This window comes from Slackia equolifaciens, assembly GCF_003725995.1.
Taxonomy (GTDB): domain Bacteria; phylum Actinomycetota; class Coriobacteriia; order Coriobacteriales; family Eggerthellaceae; genus Slackia; species Slackia equolifaciens.
This window is the reverse complement of sequence record NZ_QIBX01000018.1, coordinates 17,705-30,072: the sequence shown is the minus strand read 5'-3', so window position 1 is coordinate 30,072 and position 12,368 is coordinate 17,705. Positions and strand designations below refer to the sequence as shown.

The 12,368-nt window shown below is 60.2% G+C and carries 8 protein-coding genes; 7 read left to right on the top strand and 1 reads right to left on the bottom strand.

The features are described 5' to 3' along the window. Positions 1-277: 277 nt before the first annotated feature. The 7 genes from DMP06_RS09070 to DMP06_RS09040 all read left to right on the top strand — a co-directional run bounded on the left by DMP06_RS09070 (position 278) and on the right by DMP06_RS09040 (position 11,778). Entirely contained in the window at positions 278-2,014 is a 1,737-nt protein-coding gene (locus DMP06_RS09070) for an FAD-dependent oxidoreductase (protein WP_123209426.1), read from the top strand. 134 nt (positions 2,015-2,148) lie between these two features. Beyond that, positions 2,149-2,589: a helix-turn-helix domain-containing protein gene (locus DMP06_RS09065; protein ID WP_123209425.1), complete on the top strand. Its 441-nt coding sequence runs from the start codon at positions 2,149-2,151 to the stop codon at positions 2,587-2,589. Positions 2,590-2,897: 308 nt separating this feature from the next. Continuing rightward, on the top strand, positions 2,898-4,769 hold the full coding sequence (locus DMP06_RS09060) for a serine/threonine protein kinase (protein WP_123209424.1): 1,872 nt from the start codon (positions 2,898-2,900) through the stop codon (positions 4,767-4,769). 251 nt (positions 4,770-5,020) lie between these two features. Beyond that, a complete protein-coding gene (locus DMP06_RS09055) occupies positions 5,021-6,886 on the top strand; it encodes a hypothetical protein (RefSeq protein WP_148042522.1) in 1,866 nt (621 codons plus the stop codon). A gap of 244 nt (positions 6,887-7,130) precedes the next feature. Next, positions 7,131-8,993 (top strand): ABC-ATPase domain-containing protein, encoded by a 1,863-nt coding sequence (locus DMP06_RS09050; RefSeq protein ID WP_123209422.1) that lies wholly within the window; start codon positions 7,131-7,133, stop codon positions 8,991-8,993. 273 nt (positions 8,994-9,266) lie between these two features. Beyond that, positions 9,267-9,830 (top strand): alkyl hydroperoxide reductase subunit C, encoded by a 564-nt coding sequence (ahpC, locus tag DMP06_RS09045; protein ID WP_123209421.1) that lies wholly within the window; start codon positions 9,267-9,269, stop codon positions 9,828-9,830. Between the two features lie 211 nt (positions 9,831-10,041). Beyond that, the gene (locus DMP06_RS09040; protein ID WP_123209420.1) at positions 10,042-11,778 is read left to right on the top strand and encodes an FAD-dependent oxidoreductase; all 1,737 of its coding nucleotides are present in this window, start codon (positions 10,042-10,044) and stop codon (positions 11,776-11,778) included. Positions 11,779-11,945: 167 nt separating this feature from the next. Here DMP06_RS09040 and sufU read toward each other — a convergent pair whose 3' ends face one another. Continuing rightward, positions 11,946-12,362, bottom strand: coding sequence for a Fe-S cluster assembly sulfur transfer protein SufU (gene sufU / locus DMP06_RS09035; RefSeq protein WP_123209419.1), 417 nt, complete (start codon positions 12,360-12,362; stop codon positions 11,946-11,948). Positions 12,363-12,368: the final 6 nt, after the last annotated feature.

Below are 12,368 nucleotides of genomic sequence, written 5' to 3'. Positions count from 1 at the left end.
GCCACCCTACGTGACGACGCAGCGTCGCTGTCAATACGGTGAAGGGCGCCTGTCTGTGTTCGGGTGCAGAATGGTCGATATCAGGTCGGAAAGAAAGGGAAAAAGATAAATGTTACTGTTATGGCAACAAATATTCACAGACGAAAATAGAGGATAATAGGCGCAACGATACGAGACGTTCTGCGACGTCGGGCGGTTGGCGTGATGCTGGCGGGCCGTGCGGGGAGATGCGGTTGAGGTGGGCTGCGCGAACCGGTCGCTAGAGAGGTAGGTGCGTATGAAGGTCCTCATTATCGGCGGTGTTGCCGGAGGTGCGACGGCGGCGGCTCGACTGCGTCGCCTGGACGAGACGGCTGAAATCGTGGTGATCGAGCGCACGGGGTACGTGAGCTACGCGAACTGCGGCCTGCCGTACTACGTGGGCGGCGCCATCAAAGACCGCGCCAAACTCACCCTGCAGACGCCCGAGAGCTTTCGGAGCCGCTTCAATGTAGATGTGCGCGTGCGGCAGGAGGCCGTAGCGATCGACCGCGCAGCGAAAACGGTTGCGATCCGTAGGCTGGAGGATGGGTCGGAGTATGCGGAATCGTACGACAAGCTGATTCTTTCGCCCGGCGCCAAGGCGACGGTGCCCGATCTGCCCGGTATGGACGCGAAGCGCCTGTTCACGCTTCGTACGGTGGAAGATACGTTCGCCATCGCCGATTTCATCGAGCGCGAGCATCCGCGAACGGCGACCGTGGTGGGTGCAGGATTCATCGGCCTCGAGATGGCGGAGAACCTGACCGAGCGTGGCATCAAGGTGACGGTGCTGCAGCGCGGCGGGCACGCGATGCCCACGCTGGATGGCGATATGGCGGCGCTAGTGCATAATGCGCTGCGCGAGCATGGCGTGACGCTTATGCTGGGTGCGGGCGTGACCGGATTCGAGGAGCGTGAAGATGGAGGGATGCGTACGCTGCTCAAAAGCGCCGCTCCGGTCGATTCCGACATGGTGTTGCTTTCGGTGGGCGTGACGCCCGAGAGCGACCTTGCGCGTGATGCGGGACTTGACCTGGGCTTGCGCGGAGCCATCAAGGTTGACGAGCATATGCGCACGAGCGATCCGGACATCTATGCGGTGGGCGATGCGGTGCAGGTGAAGAACTTCGCTACGGGCGATGCGGCGCTTATCGCGCTTGCCGGTCCCGCCAATAAGCAAGGACGCATCGCGGCGGACAACATCTGCGGCATTCCCCGTGCGTTTAAGGGGTCGCAAGGTTCTTCGGTCATGAAGCTCTTCGACGGGACCGTCGCATCGACGGGGCTCACGTGCAAGGCGGCGGAAGCGGCCGGCCTTGGCTTCGACTACGTGCTGCTTGCGCCTGCCAACCACGCCACGTACTATCCCGGATCTTCGTCCATGACGCTCAAAGTGGTGTTCGAACGGTCGAGCGGGCGCATTCTGGGCGCCCAAGCCGTGGGCCGCGAGGGCGTGGAGAAGCGCATCGACGTGATTGCCACGGCGATGCGGGCGCGCATGACGGCGAGCGACTTAACCGAGCTCGATTTGTGCTATGCGCCGCCGTATTCCTCCGCGAAAGATCCCGTAAACATGGCGGGCTACATCATCGAGAACGTTCTTGAAGGTCGCGTACGCCAGGTGACGTGGGACGATGTTGCTGCCGTCGCGGAAAAGGGGATTCGCGATGCGGATGAGGCGGAAAGCCCCAGGCCGCCCCTTGTGCTGCTCGACTGCCGCACCGACGGCGAATTCGCGCGCTCCCATATAGAAGGCGCGCTCCATATTCCTCTGGACGATTTGCGCGACCGTCTGGACCTGCTCTCACCCGATTGGGAGATTTGGGTGTACTGCCAAAGCGGCCTGCGCAGCTACGTCGCCTGCCGCATCCTTGAGCAGCATGGGTTCAGCTGCGCAAACATCGCGGGCGGCTACGGGTTCTACGAGCAAACCGCGCTTGACCGCTCGGTGCGCACCGACGGCGTGGGCCCGTGCGGGATGGCTGCGGAATAGGATGCGGGATGCGGCGTCGGCGCGCACGAGGTGGCCGGAAGGCATTGCGCGCTGCCCGCAAAAGCTATACTGGACGAGACGAGAGAGGCCCGGGCGCCGAGCCCGGGCACGTTTGGTGCGGCGAAGGAACATGCATGCAAGATGAGATTCTGACCGAAGATTTGTTGGCGCGTCTGCTGTCGGCGGAAAAGCCCGAAGCCTATCTGGAAGAGGGAACGACGCTTGAGCGGACGCTGCCTGACTATCTGTTCGAGCTGCTTGCCGATCGCGGCATGCGGCGCTCCGAGGTTGTGCGCGCATCGGGCCTTAATCCTACCGTGGTCTACGATACCTTTACCGGCAAAATGGTGCCAGGGCGCGATAACGCCATCATGCTGGCGTTTGGGTTGCGCTGCGACGTGCGTGAGACGCAGCGGCTCTTGAGGCTGGCCGGATCCGCCGAGCTGTGGCCCAAGGTGCGTCGCGATGCCATCATCATCTGGTGCATCAAAGAAGGCAAGACCCGCAGCCAATGCGACGACGAGCTGTGGAAGTTCGGCGAAAAGACGCTGTTCGGCACCGATCGCCTCCACTAATAGGGTCGTCGCTTTCCCTGGAGGGTGAAGAAGCGGTGCGCACGGCGGCGGGGCATGCGGTTGGCATGATTCAGCGCGCCGCCTGCCCGCCTCTCCGCTCTTGCCCAGCCCGTTCACCGTGACGTTCTTGCGGTGTCCTCTCGGTTGAGATTTTCAGCTGATAACTGATAATTCAGCTGATAACTGAAGAATTGGGCTATGCACTTGATTACAATTCTTGTTCGTCTGTGCGATAAGGCATGATTGCGTGCTCACGCTCGACCCCATTGCCCCTCTAGTGTTTACGTTCGGAGACGATTCGACTCACCATGCCCAACAGAAGCGACAAGCCCCTGAACAGCGAGCAGCTGATGCACGCCATGAGCGTTGACGACGGCTATCGTGTGGAGCGGGTGCTTGCTCGTGGCGCGGGAGGCGTGACCGAGCTTGTGACCATTGATGGATCGGGGCCGTTCGTCCGTAAGAAAATACCCCGTGAACAGGCGAGACGTACGGTATGGGCGGTGCTTGCGGAATGCGAGAGCCGTTACCTGCCAAAGATTTGGGCGACATACGAGATGCCCGAGCGCTTCGTGGTAGTGTTGGACTTCGTTGCCGGCGAGACGCTCGAGAGCTATGTGAAAGGCCGTGGCGCGCTGCCCGAGGGTGAGGCGTGCCGCCTGATTGCGAATATCTGCGAGGCGGCGGACGACCTGCATGAGCATGGGGTCATTCATCGCGATATTTCGCCTGCGAACATCATCGTTTCATCCAGCGGTGCGCACCTTATCGATTTGGGAATATCCCGCATGGGCGGGACGGGCGCCGCGCACGATACGCTCCCGTTCGGCACGCCCGGCTTCGCGGCTCCCGAGCAGTACGGCTTCACCGAGACCGATAAGCGTTCCGATGTGTATTCCATCGGCCGCGTTCTGGGGTACATGCTCACGGGTGTTAATCCGAAAGATGAGGGTTTTGAAGCGCGGATTGCAAACGATGATGCCTTCTCGACATCTCTGCGCGATATCGTGTGGAGGGCGTGCGAGTTCGACCGCAGCGCACGATTCCAAAGCGCGCATGAGATGGCGCAGACGATCGCTGCGTCGGGCGTTTGCGTAGCCGGCGGCGCTTTGGACTGGCTTGGCTCAAACGGATCCGCTTCGCATGGCACCGAGATTAACGATCCTGGCGCATCCGCGCCCATCCTTGCCGGCTCTGGTTGTGCGACCGCCCCGGAAAATGGCTCTTCGTCTTCCACGGTTCCGGCAAGCGTCCCCGTCGTTTTGACCGACGCGTCCGGCGCGGCAGGAGATTCGGTGGCAGCATCGGCAAAGCAGCCGCTGAGCAAGGTGCGCATTGCGTTGATGGTGCTGTTCGCCTCTCTTGCCGCGATTGCATCGCTTGCGGGTATCGCGTTGATTCTTAACGAGGCGGGCATGCTCCCATCGAGCGGCTCAACGCAGCGCGATGCGGTGGATTCTCAGTTGGACGATGGCGGCATGTCCGCTTCGAGCGGGCGCGATGGCCAGGCGGGCCAAAATGCCGCCTCGGGCGAATCGCCTGCCGCGGGGCCTGCGGCGGCAGAAGCGGGGCGGGGTGCGAACGAGTCTGGCGATGCGATGTTTGAGGTGGTGGAATCGGGGTGGACTATTTCATCGCAGGAATCGGGCAACTATGTGCACTACGCCCTTGCTTTGCGCAGCCTGAGCGATGAAGAGGCGGTCAGATACCCCAAGGTGAGAATCACGGGGCGTGACGAAAACGGCGATCTGCTCTTTTCTGACGAACAGACCCTGAACGTGCTTTACCCCGGTCAGACCGTCTATTTCGCGTCTCTTGCCGGGGGCAATGTCGTGCCCGATACGGTGGAGTTCACGCCATGCGCCTCCGAGGACTATAACGTGACGCCTTTTGAGGGGAAGGCGTCACGATTCACCGTCGAGGGCGTTTCGGCCGTGCCCGATGGATTGAGCGGGGTCAATTTTGTGGGCGAAGTGAAAACCGATATTGCCCCGGAATCGAGCGTGGTGATGAGCGGTCTTGCCGTGACGGTGGTTTTGCGCGACGAAAACGGAGACATCATCAGCGGTGCGACGAGTTTTGTGGACCTTCCTGCGCAGGGTGAGTCCGTTCCTTTCGAGGTCAATTATTACGACTCGCCAGAATACGCTACCGTGGAAGCCTACGCTCAGGTGTGGTGACGCCTGTTTTCTGTTGCAAGAATTGATGCTTTAGACCGCTGCCGCCAGGTACTGATCGCCGCTTGCGGGTCGTCGTGCTCTATGCGCCCGTTCCTGCGATTCGCCCGTTCGTGGGCCCGATGCCAAAATTCAGTTGGCAACTGATGAAATGTGCAACGCCTTTTTCCACAATGACACCAAGTAAGAGTTTGGCACGTCGCAGCATTCGACGAACTTCTGTTATTGATCTAGCCCATCCTTAGGAGGTCGCAATGGGGTTATTTAATGATGCGAAGAAGAATTTAGAGGATGCCAAGAGGCGCCTTGCCTCCGTAAGCGGCTTGGACAGCAAAGAAGCAAGGGAGGGTATCACTCAGATAAAGAATGGCATTTCCAAAATTGGGCATCAATTGAAAGATGTCGACAAATCCTCGGTGCAATCGGTTCAAGCCAGCATTGATTCGGGGGTGGATAAAGCATCTCGATCGAAAGTTTTGCAATCCGCCGCTGATTCTGATCCGGGACGCTCCTCCGGTAGGGCATCATCCATTCTGGATCATACGAATGAGCCTATAGCAGGCCCTGCTTCAAGCGGCAAGAAAGATGGAATTCGGAACCTGCTTGCACATGCTCCTTTTCGCGGCAGGTCGGCGGGGGTTGCGTTTGCAGCAAAGGCCGGCTCGCGCCCAATGCTCATTGCGGGATTTGCCGCTATAGCACTTCTTTTGGTGATAGGGATTACAATCGGTAGCTGCAGCGGTAAAGACGACGCTGAAAGTCAAGTCGCCACTAGTGAAAATCTGCCTTTGTATTCGGTGGGCATTCATCTTGTGTGCGAAGAAAACGTTATTTTCAGCAAGTACAACATGGCTGTCTATGTCGACGACACACAGGTTGGGACGCTCGAACACGGGAAAAATGGACAATACAGCGTTCGGTTGGAGCAGGGAAATCATACTCTCAGATTGAAAAGTGAAAGCGATGAAAGCATCGAAGGAACCGCCGTCCTTGAAATCTCTCAGGACGAAGATCTGCACTACAGGGTACATTGCTCAAGTGGGAGTATAGAAATTGAGCGAATGACGGCGGATGAGGCAAATGAGCAATTTGCCGAGGAGCTTCGTGCCATTGTCGATCATCCGGGAGAAAAGGCTGCTGTTGTTATCGGTCAGCTCGAAGCAAAAGATTATAAGGGCAACGGATATTCGCTTGCGTGCCTGGAGGGGGGCAAAGCTCTAGAAAACTTCAATGCGGACGAGTACGGCATTGAGTCAGGGGAAGTGGATGCGGAGTCTCGCTCGATTACCCTTCGACTGAAATCGACCAAAGCGATTGAACCTAGTTATGAAAAAGAGCTTGCAATGCGTGTGGTCGTCGTTGCCATGACCAATTGCTGGGCGTCGGACGTCTACGGCGATGACGGCAACTATGACGTAACGAAGTTTCATTCGTATGCTGATATTACTGGGTACTATTTGACAGTGATTGAAGAGGGGTCTTGGAGTGGTGCAAGCGAGGACACCTGGCACGTGGACAATATGAGGCTTCAAGCTTCTGAGGGGCTCTGCCTGGAGTTGTCGGCGGATGTTTCGTTCGACGGCGAAAACTATGTCGTGTCTTCCGCAACGGTAACGTATGGCAATTCTTTTGAGGACATTGAGTCGGGAAATGAATGGTCGGTTAGTACGGAGAATTACGATCCGTCAGACTCCTCTCCTTTCCTCACGGTTGCTCCTTCGCTCGTCGAAGCGGCGCGTGATGAGGCGGCTGCAAGTGCCCAGGAGAGCGAACGTGCGGCAGAAAAAGCTGAGCAGATTGAATACACCAACTGGGTGGATAGTCAATTTAGCTGGTGGGATGGAAAGAACGATGCTTTTGTCGATCTGGTGAAAAGCAACCTGAATGATGAGAGGTCGTTTGATCATATAGAAACTCGGTATATAGCCATTCAAGATGAGTCGATGCTGGCGGATGTGAACGCTGCAATTGGGGACACACTGGAGCCAGCCAACATTAACGATGTGTATATCGTTATGGACTTTAGCGCCAAGAATGGGTTTAATGCCACTATTAAAAAGCAGGCTGCGGGAATCATTCGTTATCCATCCGGTAATGTCGAATTGCTCGCAATTTATTAGAAGGCACGATGCTAATCGGGGGCTAGTTCGGCCTTATGGTTCTCGCGCAGTATATAGCTTGATCCCAGCCCCCGATGTCGTGCGGCTCCGAGCATGGGCCCCATGCGGTTGTTCTCGGGCTCTTTCGTTTTGCGCCTTAGTTTTGTATGCGTGAGGTTCTTCCGGTTTCGGGCGGGGCGGGACGAGGTGTTGCGTGCTTGCATTACGATAGGGGTAAACCGTATCGAATATGCAGGGGGAGCGCATGAAAACGTACCGCGATCTGGAAAAGGCTTTGGCATCGATGGACCGCAGGGGGTACCCGGCGTATAAATCGCTGCGCGGCGCATACGATTTCGGCGATTTCGTGCTTCGCATCGATCGCGTGCAGGGCGACCCCTTTGCCTCTCCCTCCAAGATGAGCGCTCGGGTTCCGGCGAGAACCGCGGGTTTTGCGCCTGAGCTTTTCGACGCCCCTTTCCGCCGCGTTGCGTTGGAGGATTACCTGGTGCGGCGGTTGGCGGCCGAATGCGCGCGTGCGAGCTTCAAGGTGGGCGGCTCGGGCAAGAGCGGGCTTATCGCGACCAGCAGGCCCGGGCCTGAGGTTTTGTCGCGCTCGGCGTGCGAAATCTCCGACGACGGCTCCGTCACGTTGCGCTTCGAGGCGGGTCTTCCCGCGCATGGCCGCACAATCGATGCGCACGCCGCGTCGCGGATGCTGCTCGATCTGATTCCTCGATGCGTGCGCGCCGCGCTACCCTCCGACCCGGCGGCGAAGGCGTCTGCGCAGGCCGTTGTCGACCTTGCCGACGACCAGCAGGCTGTGCGGGAGTCGTTGGGGCGCATGGGGCTCGTCGCCTTCGTGGCCGACGGCTCGGTGCTTCCGCGTGAAAGCGGCGTGTCGTCGCGACCCCTTAAGGGTGCGCGTCCCTTCGCCTCGCCCGAGAGCATGCGCGTTGAGATCGACCTTCCGCACAGGGGGCGCATATCCGGCATGGGCATACGCCGCGGGGTGACGCTGGTGGTGGGCGGAGGCTACCATGGCAAGTCGACCTTGCTCAAGGCGCTTCAGGAAGGCGTATACAACCACGCGGCGGGCGATGGGCGCGAGCTGGCGATTTCCGACGCTACGGCGGTCAAGCTGCGTGCCGAAGACGGACGCGCGGTGCGTCGCGTGGACATCTCTCCCTTCATAGACAATCTGCCCGACGGGCGGGACACGCATACGTTCTCCACGCTTGACGCAAGCGGGTCAACCTCGCAGGCGGCCTCGACCATGGAGGCGCTTGAGGCGGGCGCACGCGTGCTGCTTATCGACGAGGACACCTCCGCCACCAACTTCATGGTGCGCGACGCTCTCATGGAGGCTGTGGTCGCGGCCGAACACGAGCCTATCACTCCGTTTGTGGAGCGCGTGCGCGAGCTGTGGGTGAAACATGGCGTGAACTCAGTTATCGTGGTGGGTAGCTCCGGCGCTTTCTTCTCCGAGGCAGATGCCGTGGTGCAGATGGACCGCTATGAGGCACTGGATATAACGGAGCGCGTCCGCGAGGTGTGCCGTCAATGGCCGGGTCTCCTCCACCAGGAATCGTCGTCGATCGCCGAAGAAAGACGGGCGGGAGCGGGCACGGTGGCGCAGGTCGAAGATTCGTTTGAGGCCGCCAGCACTGGCGCCGCACGGCGGTTGGAGCTTTCCGTCGCGGGGAACCCCGGACGCGGTAGAAGCGGGGGCGAGGATTCTTGTGCCGGGCGCGGCGGCAAGGGCCTCGGCGGGTATAACGGGCGCGATGCACGCAGCGGACGCGACGGTCTCAAGGTGCGCGTGCGCGGGCTGGAAGGCTTTGAAGTGGGCAAGGGCACGGTGGATGCGCGGCAGGTAGAACAGCTGGTGGACGCCGAGCAGTCCGCCGCCCTTGGGCAGATGGTGCGGCTGGTAATCGAGCGGGGCATGCTCGATGGGGAGCATTCGCTCGCCGATGCGGTGGGCCGGGCGTTCGGCGCCCTCGAACGAGGCGGCTGGGAGGCACTTTCCCCCTATGGCGATGCGGCGTGCGGGCTTGCCATGCCGCGCAAAGAGGAACTCTTCGCCTGCCTCAACCGGTGGCGCGAGGGCGCGCGGCAGGGTTAGCGTGCGTTTTGGAATACGGGTATCGGGGCATTCGCGCGGAGCGTGCGAATGCCCCGTTTTTTACGTAGGGGGTCTAGCAATCGGGTCATATCATCTCGAACGCTTCCGACGAATCGATTCGGCATGAAGAAAATGTGTCTCATGGCAAACTTTAAGTAATCCAATGGAAACTTTTATCAATATATGATATAAAAACAGTATCAATTAAGGGTGACGTTAAGCCACCCAGGACTATCGGCCATGAGGCCGACTCACCAAGATTGGAGTTTCATCATGTCGCTTATCAATAAAGAAATCGCTGATTTTTCCGTCCAGGCCTACCAGAACGGCGACTTTAAAACCGTGTCCCGTGCCGACGTGCTAGGCAAATGGGGCCTGTTCTTCTTCTACCCGGCAGACTTCACCTTTGTTTGCCCCACAGAGCTTGAAGACCTTGCCAACCTCTACGACAAGTTCCAGGAGGCGGGCTGCGAGGTGTATTCCGTTTCCACCGACACGCATTTCACACACAGGGCGTGGCATGAGACTTCTGAGCGCATTGGCAAGGTGCGCTACCCGATGCTCGCCGACCCGACCCATGCGCTCTCGCGCGACTTCGAGGTGCTGATCGAGGCGGACGGCCTTGCCGAGCGCGGCGCCTTCATCGTCGATCCCGACGGGCGCATTCAGGTGTACCAGGTGAACGCGGGCGGCATCGGCCGAAATGCCGAAGAGCTGCTGCGCCTTTTGCAGGCCGCGCAGTTCGTTCGCGAGCACGGCGATCAGGTGTGCCCGGCGAAATGGCAGCCCGGCGCCGAAACGCTGATACCTTCGCTCGACCTGGTTGGTCAGCTGTAAGGCTTTGCGTGCGGGTTTCAGGGCGATGCCCGGTGGGGTGGCTTGCCGCTTGAGCCCGCGTAAGAGTGCCGCCGTCTCAATGGAGGCGACCGCGTGATTCGCTCGTTTGCTTTGGGCCCAAGCGGCCCACACCCGCTTATTAAGCGCATATGTATTCTGCTTGGGCCGCGCCTTTTGGAGCGGCCCATTTTGTTTGAAAGAAGGACGAACGATGATTCCCGAAGAAAAAGACAATCTATACGATGCCGTCGTGGTGGGTGGAGGCCCGGCCGGACTTACCGCGGCGCTCTACCTTGCTCGCGCTCGCTACCGCGTAGTCGTGGTCGAGAAAGAACGGTTTGGAGGGCAGATCGCCATCACCGACGAAGTGGTCAACTATCCGGGCGTGATGCGTGCGAGCGGGGCCGAGCTCACCGATACCATGCGTCGGCAGGCGGAAAGCTTCGGCGCCGAGTTCATGCTCGCCGAGGTCACGTCGCTCGAGCTTGTAGGCGACGTAAAGCTCGTTAAGACCTCCAAGGGCGACCTGGCGTGCCTTTCGGTGCTGCTTGCCACCGGCGCCAGCCCTCGGCGGCTGGGGTTTCCCGGCGAGGAGGAATTCCGCGGCCGCGGCGTAGCGTACTGCGCCACCTGCGACGGAGAATTCTTCGAGGGCAAAGAGGTGTTTGTGGTCGGCGGAGGGTTCGCCGCCGCTGAGGAGAGCGTGTTCCTCACGCGCTATGCCAAGCATGTGACGGTGCTGGTGCGCGGCGACGACTTCTCGTGCGCGCCGGCTGCCGCCGAAGAGGCCAAGGCCAATCCCAAGATCGATGTGCTGTACAACACCCAGGTGGTGGAGGCGGGCGGCGATTCTGCGCTGCGATACCTGCGCTACCGCAACTCCAAGACAGGGGAGGAGCGCGAGTACCGCGCCACCGCGGGAGAGACCTTCGGCGTATTCGTGTTCGCGGGGTATGTTCCCGCAACCGAGCTTGCCCGGGGTATGGCGAGCATGGATGAGCGCGGCTACATTCTCACCGACGACAGCAAGATGACAAGCGCGAATGGGCTGTTTGCGGCGGGAGACGTTTGCGCGAAAGGCCTGCGGCAGGTGGCAACTGCGGTGGGGGAGGCAGCGCAGGCCGCTACCGATATGGAGCGGTATATCAAAGACGCCCAGGAACGCACGGGGCTTGTTCCCAAGGCACCCTTGGCGCGGCCTCAGGCGGCTGTCGCATCGTTGGCAAGTGATGCCGAAGGCGGCAAAGGAGCGCGTGTCGCGCAAAATGCCGGGGCTCCGTCGTCGAACGACGGGGATGCCGAAGGCGCCTTTGCGGATGCTTTGTTCACGTCCGACATGATCGCTCAGCTCGAAGCGGTGTTCGCTCGCATGGAGCGCCCCATGGTGCTTCAGCTGGCGCTTGACGATCGGCCGGTTTCCGCCGAGCTCAAGAGGTATGCGGATGAGCTGGCCGGCTTGACTGACAAGCTTTCCGTGGAGGCTGTCGAGGGCTCCCAGCTTGAGGGGTTGGCGCCAGACGAGCTCCCGTGCGTGCGCGTGTGCGACGCCCGGGGCGAATGGTCGGGCTTGGCGTTCCACGGCGTGCCGGGAGGCCATGAGTTCACCAGTTTCGTTTTGGGCCTGTACAACGCCTCGGGTCCCGGGCAGCCTATCGACGAAGCGGATCGCGCTGCCGCACGGGGCGTATCGGAGGATATCGACATCAAGGTGCTCGTGTCGCTTTCCTGCACCATGTGCCCCGACACGGTGCTTGCCGCCCAGCGCATCGCATCGCTCAATGGACGCGTGACGGCGCAGGCTTACGATGTCGCCCATTTCCCGCAGCTCAAGGATGCGTACGGCGCCATGAGCGTTCCCTGCACGGTGATTCGTCACGCGGACGGGCGTGAACGCGTGTCGTTTGGCCGCAAGAACATCTCCCAAATGCTCGGGGAACTTGGGAAATAGGATATTGGCGAGATGGCTCGGTATCTGCGAGCGACGGGATTGCCGTCGCTCGCTTTTTGGGTTGGGCTCAAGTGATCCGCGAGGAGACTCTCAGGCGTGAAGCGGTGATTGCCCCCGCATGTGTGTTGCTCGATACAGAAGGGCGGGCGGCGGCATCCTGCACTTGCTTATATCATCGTGTCGAGCGTGCGCCAGGCGAGCTGGGCGCATTTCACGCGCGCGGGCATGTGCGCGATGTCTTTGAGCTGCGCCGCTTCGCCCAGGTCGGCGATCGCTGCCTCATCCAGCGCCTCGCCACGCACCATGGACATGAACAGTTCTGCAAGCCGTTTCGCCTCGTCCGTTGTTTTTCCCGTGATGAGGTCGGCCATGATGTCGGCCGAGGCCTGCGATATGGCGCAGCCGTGCCCGGTGAACGCCGCCTCCTCGATCACTCCGTCGCGTACGCGCAGCTGCAGCTTCAGCTCGTCGCCGCAGCTGGGGTTCACGCCTTCGTGCTCGTGCGTGGCGTCGTCCAGCTCGTACTTGCAGTCGGGATGAAGCCCATGCTCCATGAACGTTGCGGAGCGGTACAGGTCTGCCATCTTTGT

Coding starts and splice junctions, on each gene's coding strand:
- DMP06_RS09050 (WP_123209422.1), top strand. CDS start 7,131: ATGAAAACGTACCGCGATCTGGAAAAGGCTTTGGCATCGATGGACCGC.
- DMP06_RS09070 (WP_123209426.1), top strand. CDS start 278: ATGAAGGTCCTCATTATCGGCGGTGTTGCCGGAGGTGCGACGGCGGCG.
- DMP06_RS09060 (WP_123209424.1), top strand. CDS start 2,898: ATGCCCAACAGAAGCGACAAGCCCCTGAACAGCGAGCAGCTGATGCAC.
- DMP06_RS09055 (WP_148042522.1), top strand. CDS start 5,021: ATGGGGTTATTTAATGATGCGAAGAAGAATTTAGAGGATGCCAAGAGG.
- ahpC (WP_123209421.1), top strand. CDS start 9,267: ATGTCGCTTATCAATAAAGAAATCGCTGATTTTTCCGTCCAGGCCTAC.
- sufU (WP_123209419.1), bottom strand. CDS start 12,362: ATGGCAGACCTGTACCGCTCCGCAACGTTCATGGAGCATGGGCTTCAT.
- DMP06_RS09040 (WP_123209420.1), top strand. CDS start 10,042: ATGATTCCCGAAGAAAAAGACAATCTATACGATGCCGTCGTGGTGGGT.
- DMP06_RS09065 (WP_123209425.1), top strand. CDS start 2,149: ATGCAAGATGAGATTCTGACCGAAGATTTGTTGGCGCGTCTGCTGTCG.